This window comes from Cellulomonas persica, assembly GCF_007989825.1.
Classification (GTDB): domain Bacteria; phylum Actinomycetota; class Actinomycetes; order Actinomycetales; family Cellulomonadaceae; genus Cellulomonas; species Cellulomonas persica.
This window is the reverse complement of the sequence record NZ_BJUA01000009.1, coordinates 101041-117598: the sequence shown is the minus strand read 5'-3', so window position 1 is coordinate 117598 and position 16558 is coordinate 101041. Positions and strand designations below refer to the sequence as shown.

At 71.9% G+C, this 16558-nt stretch carries 15 protein-coding genes and 1 pseudogene; 7 read left to right on the top strand and 9 right to left on the bottom strand.

What is annotated here, in order from left to right; genetic code table 11:
* Window positions 1-102 precede the first annotated feature (102 nt).
* Complete coding sequence (locus CPE01_RS10560; RefSeq protein WP_146806608.1) at window positions 103-975, top strand: phosphotransferase family protein; 873 nt, start codon at window positions 103-105, stop codon at window positions 973-975.
* Between the two features lie 138 nt (window positions 976-1113).
* Here CPE01_RS10560 and CPE01_RS10555 read toward each other — a convergent pair whose 3' ends face one another.
* Complete coding sequence (locus CPE01_RS10555) at window positions 1114-1413, bottom strand: DUF1540 domain-containing protein (RefSeq protein ID WP_146806607.1); 300 nt, start codon at window positions 1411-1413, stop codon at window positions 1114-1116.
* Between the two features lie 208 nt (window positions 1414-1621).
* A complete protein-coding gene (locus tag CPE01_RS10550) occupies window positions 1622-2230 on the bottom strand; it encodes a GNAT family N-acetyltransferase (protein WP_246783876.1) in 609 nt (202 codons plus the stop codon).
* Window positions 2231-2518: 288 nt separating this feature from the next.
* Here CPE01_RS10550 and CPE01_RS10545 point away from each other — a divergent pair, with 288 nt between their 5' ends.
* The 5 genes from CPE01_RS10545 to CPE01_RS10525 all read left to right on the top strand — a co-directional run bounded on the left by CPE01_RS10545 (window position 2519) and on the right by CPE01_RS10525 (window position 7674).
* The gene (locus CPE01_RS10545) at window positions 2519-2974 is read left to right on the top strand and encodes a ScoMcrA-related endonuclease (protein WP_146806605.1); all 456 of its coding nucleotides are present in this window, start codon (window positions 2519-2521) and stop codon (window positions 2972-2974) included.
* A gap of 189 nt (window positions 2975-3163) precedes the next feature.
* Window positions 3164-5335, top strand: a complete 2172-nt coding sequence (gene helR, locus CPE01_RS10540; RefSeq protein WP_146806604.1) for an RNA polymerase recycling motor ATPase HelR — start codon at window positions 3164-3166, stop codon at window positions 5333-5335.
* Between the two features lie 116 nt (window positions 5336-5451).
* Entirely contained in the window at window positions 5452-6210 is a 759-nt protein-coding gene (locus CPE01_RS10535; RefSeq protein ID WP_146806603.1) for a DinB family protein, read from the top strand.
* 74 nt (window positions 6211-6284) lie between these two features.
* A complete protein-coding gene (locus CPE01_RS10530) occupies window positions 6285-7118 on the top strand; it encodes an alpha/beta fold hydrolase (RefSeq protein WP_146806602.1) in 834 nt (277 codons plus the stop codon).
* Window positions 7111-7674: a TetR-like C-terminal domain-containing protein gene (locus tag CPE01_RS10525; protein WP_146806601.1), complete on the top strand. Its 564-nt coding sequence runs from the start codon at window positions 7111-7113 to the stop codon at window positions 7672-7674. The genes CPE01_RS10530 and CPE01_RS10525 overlap by 8 nt, the downstream gene beginning before the upstream one ends.
* Before the next feature lie 70 nt (window positions 7675-7744).
* Here CPE01_RS10525 and CPE01_RS10520 read toward each other — a convergent pair whose 3' ends face one another.
* Complete coding sequence (locus tag CPE01_RS10520; RefSeq protein ID WP_222592909.1) at window positions 7745-8536, bottom strand: phosphatase PAP2 family protein; 792 nt, start codon at window positions 8534-8536, stop codon at window positions 7745-7747.
* 164 nt (window positions 8537-8700) lie between these two features.
* On the opposite strand from CPE01_RS10520, the gene CPE01_RS10515 reads away from it, so the two are divergent.
* The gene (locus CPE01_RS10515) at window positions 8701-9762 is read left to right on the top strand and encodes an endo alpha-1,4 polygalactosaminidase (RefSeq protein ID WP_246783867.1); all 1062 of its coding nucleotides are present in this window, start codon (window positions 8701-8703) and stop codon (window positions 9760-9762) included.
* Window positions 9763-9800: 38 nt separating this feature from the next.
* Here CPE01_RS10515 and CPE01_RS10510 read toward each other — a convergent pair whose 3' ends face one another.
* From CPE01_RS10510 to CPE01_RS10485, 6 genes and pseudogenes are all read right to left on the bottom strand, one after another.
* The gene (locus CPE01_RS10510) at window positions 9801-11000 is read right to left on the bottom strand and encodes a hypothetical protein (protein ID WP_146806600.1); all 1200 of its coding nucleotides are present in this window, start codon (window positions 10998-11000) and stop codon (window positions 9801-9803) included.
* A gap of 235 nt (window positions 11001-11235) precedes the next feature.
* A complete protein-coding gene (gene nrdF, locus CPE01_RS10505; RefSeq protein ID WP_146806599.1) occupies window positions 11236-12216 on the bottom strand; it encodes a class 1b ribonucleoside-diphosphate reductase subunit beta in 981 nt (326 codons plus the stop codon).
* A 50-nt stretch (window positions 12217-12266) separates the two neighbouring features.
* Window positions 12267-14414 carry a class 1b ribonucleoside-diphosphate reductase subunit alpha gene (nrdE, locus tag CPE01_RS10500; RefSeq protein WP_146806598.1) on the bottom strand — a complete coding sequence of 716 codons (2148 nt, stop codon included), beginning with the start codon at window positions 14412-14414 and terminating at the stop codon, window positions 12267-12269.
* The gene (gene nrdI / locus CPE01_RS10495; RefSeq protein ID WP_146806597.1) at window positions 14384-14800 is read right to left on the bottom strand and encodes a class Ib ribonucleoside-diphosphate reductase assembly flavoprotein NrdI; all 417 of its coding nucleotides are present in this window, start codon (window positions 14798-14800) and stop codon (window positions 14384-14386) included. Before nrdI ends, nrdE begins: the two co-directional genes overlap by 31 nt.
* 77 nt (window positions 14801-14877) lie before the next feature.
* Window positions 14878-15126, bottom strand: coding sequence for a glutaredoxin-like protein NrdH (gene nrdH, locus CPE01_RS10490; protein ID WP_146806596.1), 249 nt, complete (start codon window positions 15124-15126; stop codon window positions 14878-14880).
* 522 nt (window positions 15127-15648) lie between these two features.
* Window positions 15649-16519, bottom strand: a pseudogene (locus tag CPE01_RS10485) (SDR family oxidoreductase).
* Window positions 16520-16558 lie beyond the last annotated feature (39 nt).

Genomic DNA, 16558 nt, shown 5'->3' with positions numbered 1-16558 from the left:
GGGCGAGCGTCGCGGCGGCTGTCACGCGTCACGCTCGGCGTGTCGCGAACCTGGACGGTCGTCGGCCGGGCCAGATGCCGACATCGGCGTTATGTTCGATGCATGACCCCCTCCGGCATCGCCTCGCACGACTCTGCCTCCCAACCGCAGGGTGAGCAGCAGCGCGGCGGCGAGGCCGGGCCCGCCCCGGCGGGCATGCCGCACCCGCACCCCGCGCCGCTCGCCCCGACGCGCGCGCACCGGCCCGTACCCGACGCGAGCGTGCTCACGCTCGAGGACCCGGGCCCGCTGCTGGCGACCGGGGCCAGCGCCGACGTGTACGCGCTCGACGAGGAGTACGTGCTGCGCCGCTACCGCAACGGTCATGACGCGGCGCGCGAGGCGCGCATCCTGCAGCACGTCGCCGCGCACGGCTTCCCGGTGCCGACGGTCTTCCTCAGCGAGGGCCCGAACCTGCTCATGGAGCGGCTGCACGGCCCGACCTTGCTGCAGGCGCTCGCCGCCGGCGAGATCCCCATCGGCGAGGCCGCGCAGGTCCTGGTCGACCTGCACACGCGCCTGCACGCGGTCCCGGCGGCGGCGGACGAGCCGTGCGACGAGGCGCGGTGGCCGTTCGTCGCGTCCGGGCCCGTCGTCGTGCACCTGGACCTGCACCCCGGCAACGTCGTGCTCTCGGACACGCGCGGCCCGACGCTCGTCGACTGGGCGAACGCACGCGCCGGCTCGGCCGAGCTCGACGTCGCGCTGACCGCCCTGATCCTGGGCGAGGTCGCCGTCGACGCGGGCGGCGACTACTCGCAGGCGGCGCGCGCGCTGCTCGCGGCGTTCGTCGTGCGCAGCCCCGTCTCCCCGCTCGACGCGCTCACGGAGGCGACGTCGACGCGCCGCGCCGACCCGAACCTGGTCACGGGCGAGAGCGAGCTCGTGGAGGACGCGGCCGAGCTGATCCGCGACCTCATCCGCGTCGCGCACTAGGAGTCCCGCGACGGGGCCCGTCGTCAGGTGAGGTCCGCCGTCAGGTGACGCTCGTCGTCGTCCCGTGCGGCGCGTCGTACGCAGACGCGACGACACCCCGCGGGAGGGGATCCGGCAGGGTGTCGACTCGCTGGGCCGTCAGCGCGGCGCGAAGGTGAGGCAGTCGGCGAGGTCGTGGCCGCCGCCCACGCGGATGGACTCCGCGGTGCACTCGAGGTGCGAGTTGTGCGCGCACTCGGGGCGCTGGCACGCGCCCACGTGGCTGAGCACCTTGTCGAGTCCGCCCTTGACGGTGAGCGGGATGAACGTGGTGCACTGCGCGTCGCCGCTCGTGCCGCCGACGGTGATCGCCGCGGCGTGGCAGTGCGAGTGGTCGTTGTAGGAGCAGCCGGCCACCGAGCACTCGGCGATGGCGGGCATGTCCATGAGGTCGGTCATGGTGCGCCTCCGGGGGACGGGTCCAGGTGGACGGTGCCGAGCTGCGGGGCTCGTCGTCTTCCGACGGTAGACCCGTGACGCAGATCACGCCAGCACTCCGACCGGGGCGATGCCGCAGGTCAGAGCCGGTTTTTGCGCACAGGGTCGTTGCGTAATGCGACCGACGAGCGCGTCTCGCGAGGTCAGCGCGCCGCGTGCGTGCGGGCGGTCAGACGCCCGCGGCCGCAGGCTCGCGCCACATCGCGACGGGCTCGGCGGAGCGGACCCCGGCGATCACCCCGTGCTCCTCGAACCCGTGCCGCAGGTACAGCGCACGGTTCCGCTCGGTCGAGGACTCGAGGTACGAGCCGCTGCGGGCGTCGTCGACGTGCCGCAGCCGGTGCGCGAGCAGCGCCGAGCCCACGCCGACCCCGCGCGCGGACGCCGCGACGCCGATCTGACCGAGGTACCAGTGCGGGGACGTCGGCCGGCAGCGGGCGAGCGCGGCCCTCGTCGTGAGAGCGCGCGGGATGCCGGTGACGCCGAACGCGCGGACGAAGGTGCGGGTCTGACCGAGCAGCGCGGGCAGGGTCGCGCTCGGCGCCTGCGGCTGCTCCCACACGGCGGCGCCGATCACCGCGCCACCGAGGTCGCGTGCGACGTCCACGACGACCCCGCAGCCGAGCTCGGCGCGCAGGAGGGCGGTGAAGAAGTGGGTCGCGCGCTCCCGGCGGCCCGGGCCCTCGCCGACCATGCTCAGGATCACCGGGTCGTCCTCGAACGCCTCGCCGAGCACGTTCGCGACGTCGGGCATGTCGGCGCCCGTGGCCGCCCCCATCACACTCACGACACCCTCTCCGCTCTTGGACGCGCGTCCATCTCGCGCACATCGTCCCGTGCGTCCCCCTTGTCGCACATGGGCCTTCAGCCCTACGGATCGACGGGTGCGCGTGCTGGTGAGGAGTTGGCTGTGTGAGATGCGTCGCTGCAGTTCACGCGACGCTCGTCGGCCGGGTTGGGCGCGCTGCCGAACCCGCTGCTCAGCACGCACCGACCGACCTGCCCCGGGCCGACGGCGGACCTCCGCCCCGATCGGGACGGGCTGCGGGAGTCGTAGGCTCGAGGGGTGGCCACCTTCTCCGGCGTGACGCGTCAGCACATCCTCCAGTCGATCGCGGAGTACGACACCCGCGGCCGTGACGACTTCCTCGGGGTCTACGGGTTCACGGCGAACGACGACTACGCGATCGTGCACGGCGGCACCTCGTACGACCTGCCCGCCGTGCTCGGCGTCGCGCACCGCTTCGGCACCGGACGCCTGGCCCCCGCGCACGAGATCACCGCGAGCCTGGCCGCCGCGGTCACCCTGGTCCGCAAGCGCGGCTTCGAGGTCACCGAGCCCACCGCCGCGGTGCGCAGCGCGGCCCGCTCGTCGGCCCGTGCGAAGGCCGCGTCCCGCGCGACCACCCCACGTGCCACCTCGACGCGACGCAGCACGGCCGCACCCGAGCGCGTCGCCGCCATCTGCCCGACGTGCTCGACGACGCTGCCCGGCACTGGGATCTGCGACTACTGCGGCTGAGCCCGACGACCGCACCCTGACGCCCGATCAGGCCCGGGGAACGAGAAAGGAGAGCACGTCCGGTGCTCTCCACTTTCAAGGTATAGCGGCACAGGGGTCTTGCGGCAAGGCCCCCCTCACGGCGCAGACTCGTCGGCCCCCGACCCCTGCCGTGCGCGCCGAGCGCACGCGGACCACGGAGCTGATGACGTGCCCGTCCTCCCCACCACCGCGTTCGACCTCCCCGAGCGGCTGTCCGCCAAGGCCGACCCCGCGCTGATCGAGCGCGACGAGCAGCACTTCGCGGCCATCGCGACGAGCCTCGAGCAGCAGGTCGACGACCTGACCCGCCGCCTGGCGGCCGCGCGCCGCGAACCCGGCCGCAGCGGGACCGCCGCGCTCGAGCGCGACCAGGAGGTGCACCGGCTCACCGCGCGGCTGCACCTGCTGCGCCGGTTCGGCCTGGACCTGTGCCTCGGGCGCGCCGTGGGCGCCGACGACGAGACGGTGTACGTCGGACGGCTCGGGCTCACCGACGCCTCCGGGCGCAGGCTGCTCGTCGACTGGCGCTCACCCGTCGCGGAGCCGTTCTTCGCCGCGACGCACGCGAACCCGATGGGCCTGACCAGCCGGCGCCGGTACCGGTGGACGCGCGGGCGGGTCACCGACTACTGGGACGAGGTGTTCACGCCCGAGGGCCTGGCCCACCACGCGGCCCTCGACGACCAGTCGGCGTTCATCGCGTCGCTCGGCAGCGCCCGTTCCGCGCAGATGCGCGACGTCCTCGGGACGATCCAGGCGGACCAGGACGCCATCATCCGCGCCGGGTCGCGCGGCCCGCTCGTCGTCGACGGCGGTCCCGGGACCGGCAAGACCGTGGTCGCGCTGCACCGCGCGGCCTACCTGCTGTACGCCGACCCGCGGCTCGGGCACCGGCGCGGCGGACTGCTGTTCGTCGGGCCGCACCAGCCGTACCTCGACTACGTCTCCGACGTGCTGCCGAGCCTCGGCGAGGAGGGCGTGCGCACCTGCACGCTGCGCGACCTGGTCCCCGAGGGCGCCACGGCAGTCCCGGAGCGGGACGCGGCGGTCGCCCGGCTCAAGGCGTCGGCGGACCTCGTGCGCGCGATCGAGCCCGCGGTGCGGTTCTCCGAGCGGCCGCCGCGCGACGGGATGCTCGTCGAGACGCCGTGGGCGGACCTGTGGGTGAGCCCGTCGGACTGGGCCGACGCGTTCGACGCCGCCGAGCCCGGCACGCCGCACAACGAGGCCCGCGAGCAGGTGTGGGACGAGCTCGTCGAGATCCTGGTCGCCAAGGTGGACGACGACGAGGTGCCCGCCGACCGCCTGCGCGCGGCGCTCGCGCGGGACCGTGACCTCGTCGGCGCGCTGCACCGCGCGTGGCCCCTGCTCGAGGCGACCGACCTCGTCGCCGACCTGTGGTCCGTCCCCGCCTACCTGCGCGTGTGCGCACCGCACCTGACGCCCGACGAGGTCGCGCTCCTGCAGCGCGACGACCCCTGGGCCTGGACGCTCGACGACCTGCCGCTGCTCGACGCCGCCCGCCGACGGCTCGGCGACGCGTCCGCACCCGCGCGGCGGCGCCGGGCAGCGGCGGCCGAGGCGGCCGAGCGCGCCGCCATGGACGACGTCGTCGACCGGCTCGTCGAGTCCGACGACTCCGAGCTGCAGGTCATGAGCATGCTGCGGCGCGGCGACCTGCGCGACGCGCTCGTCGACCCGGGCGCGCTCCCCGACGCGCCGGCGGACCCGCTCGCCGGGCCGTTCGCGCACGTCGTCGTCGACGAGGCGCAGGAGCTCACGGACGCGCAGTGGCAGATGCTGCTCGCGCGCTGCCCGTCGCGCAGCCTGACGATCGTGGGCGACCGCGCGCAAGCCCGGCACGGGTTCGCCTCGTCGTGGGCCGATCGGCTCGCGCGCGTCGGGCTGACCGACGTGCGGATGACGTCCCTGAGCATCAACTACCGCACGCCCGCCGAGGTCATGCGCGAGGCCGAGCCGGTGATCCGCGCGGTCCTGCCCGACGCGAACGTCCCGACGTCCGTGCGCAGCACCGGCCGGCCCGTGGTGCACGGGCGGGTGCGGGACCTCGCGTCGGTCGTGTCGTCCTGGCTCGCGGCGCACGACGACGGGGTCGCGTGCGTGATCGGTGACCCCACCTTCCCGGACTCGCCGCGCGTGCGATCGCTGACGCCCGAGCTCGCCAAGGGCCTGGAGTTCGACCTCGTCGTCCTGGTCGAACCCTCCCCGCCCGGCCCCCAGCCCACCCCCGCACCGGCCGAGGCCGCGGGGATCGAGGCGGCCGTGGACCGCTACGTCGCGATGACCCGCGCCACCCGCCAGCTCGTCCTCCTCACCTGACCTCGATCAGCCCTGTCGGGGGTGGTGCCGGGGCGCGGGGTTGACGGGTGTGAGGGGGTTCGCGAGAGTGGCGGGGCCGCCGGACGACGGTGCGACACCTGCTCAGGGAGGCATCCGTGGTCACGTTCGACCGGTCCGCTCAGCTCCGTGGCGCGCAGTTCGTGGACGCCGACCTGTCCGGGGCGCGGTTCGTCCGCTCCGACCTGTCGGGCGCCGTGATGCGCGGCGTCGAGCTGCAGGGGGCGGAACTCGACGCACCGTGGCTCAGCGAGCCGTTCCTGGTCAACGGCGTCGACGTCGTGGCGTTCGTCGACGCCGAGCTCGACAAGCGGTTCCCGGGCCGCGAGCTGCGCCGCGCAGCCGATCCCGAGGGCCTGCGCTTCGCGTGGGACGCGGTCGAGCGCACGTGGGCGGCAACGCTCGACCGGGCCGCCGCGATGCCGCCCGGATCGGTGGACGTCCAGGTGGACGGCGAGTGGTCGTTCGCGCAGACGCTGCGGCACCTGGTGATGGCGACCGACGTGTGGCTGCGCAAGGCGGTGCTCGGGGTGGAGCAGCCGTACGACCCGATCGGCGTGCCGAACTCCGAGTACGAGTCCGACGGCCACGACCCGTCGGTGTTCTCGTCGGAGCACCCCACGTACGACGAGGTGCTGGCCTCACGCGCGGAGCACGTCGCGCTCGTGCGTGACTTCATCGCGAACGTGACGGCGGACGAGCTCGAGGCCGTCCGGGCGAACCCATGGGCGCCCGAGTACCCCGAGACGACGCTCTCGTGCCTGCACACGATCCTCGAGGAGGAGTGGGAGCACCACCGGTACGCGGTGCGCGACCTGGCGGCGATCGAGTCGGACGCGGCCTCGACGAACGGTTGACGCGCGGCTGCGCTTGACGACGCTGGCTAACGCTATTAGCTTTACGGCTAACCGCATTAGCCAGGGAGTCCAGCATGACCGAGCACCTCACCGTCGACGGCGGCACCCTCGCCTACGACGTCACCGGGACGGGCCCGCTCGTCGTCCTCGCGCACGGCATGGGGGACAACCGCGCGGCCTACCGCTTCATGGCACCCCAGCTGGTCACCGCCGGCTACCGCGTCGCGACAATCGACCTGCGCGGCTGCGGCGAGTCCAGCGACACGTGGCCCACCTACAGCCGAACCGCCGTCGCCGGCGACCTGCTCGCACTCGTCCGCCACCTCGGCGGCGGTCAGGCCGTCCTCGTCGGGCACTCACTGTCCGGCGGAGCCGTGACGATCGCCGCGGCGCAGGCGCCCGAGCTCGTCGCAGGGATCGTCGAGCTCGCGCCGTTCACCCGCAAGCAGGCGATGAGCCTGGGCGACCTGCGAGTGGGCCGGTACCGCACCGGCATGCTGCGGCTGCTCCTGACCGGCGCGCTCGGCAGCGTCAGGTGGTGGCACAAGTACCTCGAGGTCGCCTACCCCGGGCGCCGCCCCGCCGACTGGGACGACCAGCTCCGGCGCAACGCCGAGAACCTGCGCGAGCCCGGCCGCATGCGCGCGATGCGGCGCATGGCCACGCCCGCCGTGGACGCCCACGAGCAGCTCGCGAAGGTGCGGTGCCCCGTGCTCGTCGTCGAGGGCTCGCTCGACCCGGACTGGGCGGACCCGCGCGCGGAGGGCGAGGCGATCGTCGCCGCGATGCCCGCCGGGCTCGCCCGGCTGGAGGTCGTCGACGGCGCCGGGCACTACCCGCACGCCCAGTTCCCCGACGAGACCGCCGCCCTGGTGCTCTCCTTCCTGCGGGCGCACGCGCGTGCCTAGGGCCGGGCTGGACCGCGGGGTCGTCGTCGCGGCCGCCGCCACGCTGGCCGACGAGGTCGGGCTCCCGAACGTGACCATGAGCGTGCTGGCCGATCGGCTGGGCGTCCGCACCCCGTCGCTCTACAAGCACGTCGACGGCCAGGCGGACCTGGGCCGGCGCATCGCCGTGCTCGCGCTCACCGAGCTCGGCGGCGCGCTGCGCGACGCGCTGCAGGGTCGCGCCGGCAAGGACGCGCTCGACGCCGCCGCCCGCGCGATCCGCAGCTACGCCGTCGCGCACCCCGGCCGGTACGCCGCGACGGTCCGCATCGACGCCGACGAGCCCGACGAACAGCTCGTCGCGGCCAGCGCGCGGGTGCTCGACTCGTTGTCCGCGGTGCTCGTCGGCTACCCCGTGGCACCCGAGGACAGGATCCACGCGCTGCGGATGCTGCGCAGCCTGTTCCACGGCTTCGCCGTCCTCGAGGCCGCGGGCGGGTTCCAGCTCGACACCGACCTCGACGCGAGCTTCGCCTGGATCGTCACCGCCGCCGACCACGCGCTGCGCGGGCGCTGACCTACGACCGGGCCACGCCACGCGGTTCCGCACCTGCGAGCCCTCGCGTGGGCGGCGGTGACGCCGCAGGTCAGCGCGCTGCGGCGCCGTCGGCCCGTCGACCGCCGTCCCGTGCGTCGGCGGTGCTCGTCGTCCGTGCCCACGGGCGCGTGACCACCAGCGCGAGCGTCAGCACCACCGCCGTGCCGACGACTTCGAGGACGTAGTGGTTGCCCGTCACGATGACGACGACGACCATGCCCGCCGGGAACAGCCACGCGAGCCACGCGGCCCGCGGATGCTCGCGCCGCAGCGTGAACCACACCAGGTACGCGGCCACCGAGGACCACCCCACGTGCATGCTCGGGAACGCCGAGAAGTGGTTCTCGCCGCTCGCGAGGTCGCGCGTCCCCTCACCGGCGACCGGGTCGTTCTCCGCGACGATGTCGACGATCCCCGGCATCGCGAACCGTGGCGGGGACATCGGTAGCAGCCAGTAGCACAGCAGCGCCAGGACGGCGACGACGAGGATCGTCACGCGCAGCACGCGGTACGTGTCCGCGCGCGGCAGCAGGAGCCACACCAGCACGCCCGCGAGCGGGACGTAGTACAGCCGGTAGTAGAGGACCGACGCGGCGACGAGCACCGGCTGGCCCGCGAGCCACCGGTTCGCCCCGAGCTCGATGTCGAGGCCCACCGCACGCTCGAGGGACATGAGGTGCTCGGCGTTCTGCGTCGCGCGGGCCAGGTCCGTCCCGACCAGGTGGTGCACGCGGAAGAACAGCACAGCGCCGACGAGCAGGAGCAGCACCTCGATCGCGAGCCGACGCCAGCGGTGCGCGGGCGTGCGCGTCTCGTCTCGTCGTGCTGTCTGCTCCGCCACGCGTCCCCTCCGCACGGACCCGGCAGGCACGCGACGCCACCACCCGCCCGGGAGCCACCCTGCCACCCGACCGTGGCGCGCCGACAGGTTCGTCGTCCGACCGACGTGCCTACACTCGCCGGGACCCGTCGGTCGGACGGGCTCGCCACCACCCCGGAGGCCTCGTGCGGCCCGCAGTCCTTGCCCTCCCCGTCGTCGTCGCCCTGCTGCTGGCGTCGTGCACGCACGGGGACGACGAGGCCCGGCCGTCACCCTCGGCCCCGACGGCCGGCACGACCACCACCGCCGAGCCGTCAGCGCCCTCTGCGCCCAGCGCACCGCCGACCGCTGCGGCCACGGCCGTCGCCACGCCTCCGACCACGGCCGCACCGACCGCGGGCACCGCACCGTCCGCTCCTGCCGCGCGCCCGACCGCCGCACCCGCCCCCGGACCCGCGCCGGCCCCCGCCCCGGATCCGGCTCCGGCCCCGGAGATCACGTTGCCGCCCACGTCGGGGGTGTTCGACTACCAGCTCGGCGGCACGTCGCCGACCGTCCGCGTCGGCGGGACGACGCGCGCCATCGACGTCGTCGCGCGCGACGCCACGGCGACGCCGCTGTCCGGCTCGTACAACATCTGCTACGTCAACGGCTTCCAGACGCAGCCCGGGGACGCCTCGATGTGGCGCAAGCACCAGGACCTGCTCCTGCACGACAAGCACGGCGACCTGGTCGTGGACCCGGACTGGCCCGACGAGTACGTGCTCGACCCGTCCACGGCAGCGCAACGCGCGGGCATCCTGGCGATCCTCGGTCCGGTCGTGACCGGCTGCGCGCGGCACGGCTTCGACGCGGTCGAGATCGACAACCTCGACACCTGGACCCGGTTCACGGCGATCGACAAGGCCGGCGCTCACGCGCTCGCCGCCGCCTACGTCGACCTGGCCCATGCCTCCGGACTGGCCATCGCGCAGAAGAACGCCGCCGAGATCAGCCGGTTCGCGCACGACCGGCTCGGCTTCGACTTCGCCGTCACCGAGTCGTGCGCGGCCTGGGACGAGTGCGCCGCCTACACCGACGTCTACGGCACGCACGTCCTGCAGATCGAGTACCCCGAAGCCCTCGACGACGCGGACCTGACGTTCGCGCAGGTGTGCGGCCTGCCCGACCGCGCACCGCTGACGATCCTGCGCGACCGCGACCTCGTCCCACCGGGCAAGCCCGGCCACCGCTACAGCGCCTGCTGACGCGCGCCGAGGAGTCCGCGCGGCCGCGAGTCGCGGCTCTACAGCACCGCCGAGCGCCGCTGCACACCCCGCGACAGGAACGCGGGCGCCGTGCGAACGGGCGGAGGCGGAACGGGCTCGTCGGTCCCGCCGGCCACCGTCTGACTCGCGAGGAGCCGAGACCCGACGGTCGGCGCGGCGAGCTCCTTCGCAAGTGCGCCCGCGTAGGTGACCACCGTCCGCGCCCAGACAGCCGGGTCGCCGTTCGTCGGGACGGCGGTCACGGCAGCGAGCGCGGTCGTCGCGTCCGCCGTAACAGGCGGCGCCGGCGTCAGCGTGGTGAGCGCTCCGCCGAGCGTCGAGATGACGTACCAGATCGCGACGGCCACGAGGGCCGCGCACGTGAGGGCCACGGGCAGCCGCAGCTCGTCGGTGTCCCAGAGCGCGACCGTCACGCTGCCGAGCAGTCCCGCAGCGGCCGTGAGCGTCAGCCACCCGCCGAGCATCGCTGCCCCGACCGTCACGTCGTCGCCGGCGCTGACCGCCTTCATGACCGCGCCCGAGACGAAGGTGAGCAGGGACGCCACGAGTCCCGCGACCAGGACGTGTGCGACCGCCTGCTCGGGTTCGCTCCCGAGCAGCGCGGTGAGGGGTTCGGCGACCCCGAACAGCGCGACGACGGCCGTGGAGACGAGCGTGATGTTGGTCGCCCACGAGTCGGCCGACCACGACGCGCTGAGCCCCGCCACCGGGGACCTGAGGGTAGGTCCGCCCGTCTCGTCGCGATGGGCGTCGTCGAACCGGCCACCGACGACGAGCAGCGCGAGGGCCGCGAGGGCCGCGGCCACGACGAACGGCCACACCACGACCCGGACCGACAGGTCCGCCGGTTCCGTGACGTCGAACGAGACGGGGATCTTCTCCTCGCCCACCTGCAGCGTCCCCGTCGTGGTCGCGGCGAGCTCGCACCCGCTCACGCTGAGGTCGATCGACTCCTGCCGGCCCGGACCGACCTTGCCCGGCTCGGCGTCGGCGGTGCAGCCCTTCACCGTGAAGAGGACCTCGATCGCCGAGCTCTCGGGATTCGTGACCGTCAGCGTCCCGGTGTACGAGTCGTCCTCTCGCGTGAGCGCGATCTGGTCGTCGTCGCCGAGGTCCACGACCGGCGACGCCCACGCCGCGGGTGCGCCCGCCGAAGCCCCACCGACGAGCCCGACCGCCAGCACCACGCCCGCACACACCCGAGTGACAGCACGCACGGTCCCGACCCCCTCGCTGGGCACCTGGTCATCTCGACGGTAGCCACAGCGCGGCCCCGCCGCTACAAGGGGACGCGCCCGGAGGGTCCAACCGCTCGGCGGTACCGGCTCACGACGGGCCGACGGAGCGTGCCGCGTCTGCCGGCGAGGCGCCCCGGTCCCGGGAACGGCGACGGCTCCCGACCGCCCGGGTGGGCGGCGGGAGCCGTCGTCGTGTGGTGCGGGAGTGCCGGGATCAGAAGTCCCAGTCGTCGTCCTCCGTGTTGACGGCCTTGCCGATCACGTAGGACGAGCCAGAGCCGGAGAAGAAGTCGTGGTTCTCGTCGGCGTTGGGCGACAGGGCCGAGAGGATCGCCGGGTTGACGTCGGTCTCGTCGCGCGGGAACAGCGCCTCGTAGCCCAGGTTCATGAGGGCCTTGTTGGCGTTGTAGCGCAGGAACTTCTTGACGTCCTCGGTCAGCCCGAGCTCGTCGTAGAGGTCCTGCGTGTACTCGACCTCGTTGTCGTACAGCTCGAAGAGCAGCTCGAACGTGTAGTCCTTGAGCTCGGCGCGCTCGGCCTCCGTGATGAGCTCGAGGCCCTTCTGGAACTTGTAGCCGATGTAGTACCCGTGCACGGCCTCGTCGCGGATGATCAGGCGGATCAGGTCGGCCGTGTTGGTGAGCTTGGCGCGCGACGCCCAGTACATGGGCGCGTAGAAGCCCGAGTAGAACAGGAACGACTCGAGCATGGTCGAGGCGACCTTGCGCTTGAGCGGCTCGTCGCCCCGGTAGTAGTTCAGGACGATCTCGGCCTTGCGCTGCAGGTTCGGGTTCTCCTCCGACCAGCGGAACGCCTCGTCGATCTCCTTGGTGGAGATCAGCGTCGAGAAGATCGAGGAGTACGACTTGGCGTGCACCGACTCCATGAACGCGATGTTCGTGTAGACGGCCTCCTCGTGCGGCGTGAGCGCGTCGGGGATGAGGCTGACCGCGCCGACCGTGCCCTGGATGGTGTCCAGGAGCGTCAGGCCGGTGAAGACGCGCGTCGTCATCGTCTTCTCGGCCTCGGTGAGCGTGGCCCACGACTGGATGTCGTTCGAGACCGGCACCTTCTCCGGCAGCCAGAAGTTGCCGACCAGGCGGTCCCAGACCTCGAGGTCCTTGTCGTCCTGGAGTCGGTTCCAGTTGATCGCCGAGACCCGGTCGACCAGCTTCAGCTTCCCCGTCGGGGTCATGTTCTCACTCACACTTCGTCAAGATTGGGCAATAACCGCAGGTCAGAGCGTCACAGCATGCAGCTGACGCAACCCTCCACTTCCGTCCCCTCCAGAGCGAGCTGGCGGAGGCGGATGTAGTAGATCGTCTTGATGCCCTTGCGCCAGGCGTAGATCTGCGCCTTGTTCAGGTCACGCGTGGTCGCGGTGTCCTTGAAGAACAGCGTCAGCGACAGGCCCTGGTCCACGTGCTGCGTGGCCTCGGCGTAGGTGTCGATGATCTTCTCGTAGCCGATCTCGTACGCGTCCTGGTAGTACTCCAGGTTGTCGTTCGTCATGAACGGCGCCGGGTAGTACACGCGGCCGATCTTGCCTTCCTTGCGGATCTCGATCTTCGACGCGATCGGGTGGATCGAGCTCGTCGAGTGGTTGATGTACGAGATCGAGCCGGTCGGCGGGACCGCCTGCAGGTTCTGGTTGTACAGGCCGTGCTCCTGGACGAGCGCGGCGAGCTCACGCCAGTCGTCCTGCGTGGGGATGTGCACGCCGGCGTCGGCGAAGAGCTGAGCCACGCGCTGCGTGCGGGGCGCCCACTCCTTCTCGATGTACTTGGTGAAGTACTCGCCGGTCGCGTACTTCGACTTCTCGAAGCCGTAGAACGACGAACCCCGCTCCTGCGCGAGCAGGTTCGACGCACGGATCGCGTGGTACGCGACCGTGTAGAAGTAGATGTTCGTGAAGTCGAGGCCCTCGTCCGACCCGTAGAAGATCCGCTCGCGCGCCAGGTACCCGTGCAGGTTCATCTGGCCCAGGCCGATCGCGTGGCCGCCGCGGTTGGCGCGCTTGACCGACGGGACCGACTCGATGTCGGTCTGGTCGGACACGGCCGTCAGCGCGCGGATCGCGGTCTCGACGGTCTTGCCGAGGTCCGGCGAGTCCATCGACAGCGCGATGTTCATCGAACCGAGGTTGCAGGAGATGTCGCGGCCGACGTGGTCGTACGAGAGGTCCTCGTTGAACGTCGACGGCGTGGAGACCTGCAGGATCTCCGAGCACAGGTTCGAGTGCGTGACCTTGCCCTCGATCGGGTTGGCCCGGTTCACCGTGTCCTCGAACATGATGTACGGGTAGCCCGACTCGAACTGGATCTCCGCGAGCGTCTGGAAGAACTCCCGCGCGCTGATCTTGGTCTTGCGGATCGACGCGTTGTCGACCATCTCGTAGTACTTCTCGGTGACGTCGATGTCCGCGAACGGCTTGCCGTACACGCGCTCGACGTCGTACGGCGAGAACAGGTACATCGGCTCGTTCTTCTTGGCGAGCTCGAACGTGATGTCCGGGATCACGACGCCGAGGGACAGCGTCTTGATGCGGATCTTCTCGTCGGCGTTCTCGCGCTTGGTGTCGAGGAACCGGTAGATGTCCGGGTGGTGCGCGTGCAGGTACACCGCACCGGCGCCCTGGCGCGCACCGAGCTGGTTGGCGTACGAGAACGAGTCCTCGAGCAGCTTCATCACGGGGATGACGCCCGAGCTCTGGTTCTCGATGTGCTTGATGGGCGCACCGTGCTCGCGGATGTTCGACAGCAGCAGGGCCACGCCGCCGCCGCGCTTGGAGAGCTGCAGCGCCGAGTTGATGCCGCGCGCGATGGACTCCATGTTGTCCTCGATGCGCAGCAGGAAGCAGGAGACGGGCTCGCCGCGCTGCGCCTTGCCGAGGTTGAGGAACGTGGGGGTCGCAGGCTGGAACCGGCCGGAGATGATCTCGTCGACCAGCGAGGTCGCGAAGTCCTCGTCCCCCTCGGCCAGCGCGAGCGCGACCATGCACACGCGGTCCTCGAAGCGCTCCAGGTAGCGCTTCCCGTCGAACGTCTTGAGCGTGTACGACGTGTAGTACTTGAACGCGCCGAGGAACGTCTGGAAGCGGAACTTCTTCGAGTACGCGTACTGGAACAGCGTCTTGACGAACGCGCGGTCGTACTGCGCGAGCACGGCCGGGTCGTAGTACTTGTTCTCGACCAGGTACTCGAGCTTCTCCTCGAGGTCGTGGAAGAAGACCGTGTTCTGGTTGACGTGCTGCAGGAAGTACGCGCGCGCGGCCTCGCGGTCCTTGTCGAACTGGATCTTCCCGTCGGCGCTGTACAGGTTCAGCATCGCGTTGAGGGCGTGGTAGTCCAGCCCTGACGTGTCTACGCGGAAATCAGTGACTGTCGCTGCCAAAACCGTTCCAATCCCTCGCGGACGCGGTGCACGTCCTCGTTCGTTCCCATGAGCTCGAAGCCGTACAGGTAGGGGACGTGGCACTTGGCCGCGATGATGTCCCCCGCGATGCAGTACGCCTCGCCGAAGTTCGTGTTGCCCGCGGCGATGACGCCGCGCAGCAGGCTGCGGTTGGTCGCGTCGTTGAGGAACTTCACGACCTGCCGCGGTACCGCACCGCCCTCGTTCCCGCCCCCGTACGTCGGCACGACGAGCACGTACGGCTCGGTGACGTGCAGGAACGGCTCGGTCGGGCGCAGGGGGATCCGCTGGGCGGCAAGGCCCAGCTTCTCGACGAAGCGGTGGGTGTTGTTCGACGCCGAGGAGAAGTAGACGAGCGAGCTCATCACGGCCTCCTGCGCGGGTCGGACGCTGGCTTCCGGCCGGCCCGTGAGGGCCGGTGTGGCCGCCGGGAGGCGGCTGTTCAGGCGACGGTGACGGCCTGCAGGCGCTGCTCGAGCGCCTTGATGCGGTCGGGGCGGTAGCCCGACCAGTGATCGCCGTCCACGATGACCACGGGAGCCTGCAGGTGGCCGAGCGACATCACGTAGTCACGAGCATCCGCGTCCTCGCTGATGTCCACGACCGTGTACTCGGCACCGAGCTTGTCGAGAGCACGGTAGGTCGCGTTGCACTGCACGCAGGCCGGCTTGCTGTAGACCGTGATCGTCATGGTGCCTCTCCCCGGAGACTCAGAGATAACTCAGTGGAACTGGTGCTGGTGACGCCTCTACCGGACCCTCGGGGACCATCCCGACCGAGCCTCCGCCGGGCCCTTCTCAGGGCCTCCGCCGGCCGCTCGACTCCCCGGTCGATCGCGTGATGAAGACACTACACCTAGTGCCTGACACTGCAACCAACCACTAGGTGTTGTGTTACATCCGTGTCGTTTTTCACCCCGTGCATGACTCGTCCACAGTACCCACGGGCACTGACACGGCTCCTGGCCTGCATGTTCGTGGGGCAGGAACGACATCGGTGTGGTTCGGCCCACAGGCGGCCCACAGGCCGTCCACATCGAGGCCCCGTTCGTCCCCAGCGCCGTCCACAGGCGGAACGCCCGGGTCCCTCCCGATATGTCCGCTCACCCCGCACCACCCCGGCCGCGGACCGCCCCGGGCACCTGCGAAGACACGCCGAGAGGCGATCCGCGACACGCCGACGCGCGTCCACGGAGCGGACACGGGGTGACCGGTCAGGCGGACCGAGCCGCCGTCCACGCCGCGCGCAGGCCGTCGACCAGCGGCGTCGTCGGGCGCCCGATGAGGGTGCGCAGCGTGTCGGTCGCGTCCGCGAGCTCGCCCGCGGCGGTGTTCTGGTCGAGCGCCACGAGGAAGCCCACGGTCCCCTCGTCGAGCCCGGCCGCCAGCAGGCCCGCGCGCTGCTCGTCGGCCGTCACGCGCCGGTGCACGACCGGGCGACCCAGCACCTGCGCCGCCGCCTGCGCGAGCTCGTCGTGCGTCCACGCGTGATCGCCCGAGACCTCGTACGTCCGGCCCTCGTGCCCCTCACCCGTCACCACCGCGACGACACCCGCCGCGTAGTCCGCGCGGCTCGCCGACGCCACGCGCCCGTCCCCGGTCGACGAGACGATCTCGCCCGTCGCCGCCGCCTGCTGCAGCGCCGGGAGGTAGTTCTCGGTGTACCAGTTGTCGCGCAGGACGGTCACCGCCAGGCCCGAGGCCGCGAGCAGCTCCTCGGTCGCCTTGTGGTCGGGCGAGACGACGAGCGACGAGGTGTCCGCGTGCGGCGCGCTCGTGTAGACCACGCGGCGCACCCCCGCGGCCTTGGCCGCGTCGATCGCCGCGCCGTGCTGCGCGATCCGCCGGCCGACGTCCGACCCCGAGACGAGCACGAGCGTGTGCGCTCCCGCGAACGCCTCGGCCAGCGTCTCGGGCCGGTCGTAGTCGACGACCGGCCCGCACGCCGCGTCCGGCCAGGTCCGCGAGACGTTCGGTGCGCCGCCCGCCCGCCACGACCTCGTCGGGCGCGACACCCGCCTCGAGCAGACCTTCGACGACGAGCCGGCCCAGGTGGCCGGTGGCCCCGGTGACGACGACAGACATGCGGATCCTCCTCGCGCTGGCGACCCGCGGCCCGGGTCG

Excerpts from the sequence above, each read along its gene's own strand:
- CPE01_RS10560 (WP_146806608.1), top strand. The coding sequence starts at position 103 with ATGACCCCCTCCGGCATCGCCTCGCACGACTCTGCCTCCCAACCGCAG.
- CPE01_RS10555 (WP_146806607.1), bottom strand. The coding sequence starts at position 1,413 with ATGACCGACCTCATGGACATGCCCGCCATCGCCGAGTGCTCGGTGGCC.
- CPE01_RS10550 (WP_246783876.1), bottom strand. The coding sequence starts at position 2,230 with ATGGGGGCGGCCACGGGCGCCGACATGCCCGACGTCGCGAACGTGCTC.
- CPE01_RS10530 (WP_146806602.1), top strand. The coding sequence starts at position 6,285 with ATGACCGAGCACCTCACCGTCGACGGCGGCACCCTCGCCTACGACGTC.
- nrdF (WP_146806599.1), bottom strand. The coding sequence starts at position 12,216 with ATGACCCCGACGGGGAAGCTGAAGCTGGTCGACCGGGTCTCGGCGATC.
- nrdI (WP_146806597.1), bottom strand. The coding sequence starts at position 14,800 with ATGAGCTCGCTCGTCTACTTCTCCTCGGCGTCGAACAACACCCACCGC.
- nrdH (WP_146806596.1), bottom strand. The coding sequence starts at position 15,126 with ATGACGATCACGGTCTACAGCAAGCCGGCCTGCGTGCAGTGCAACGCG.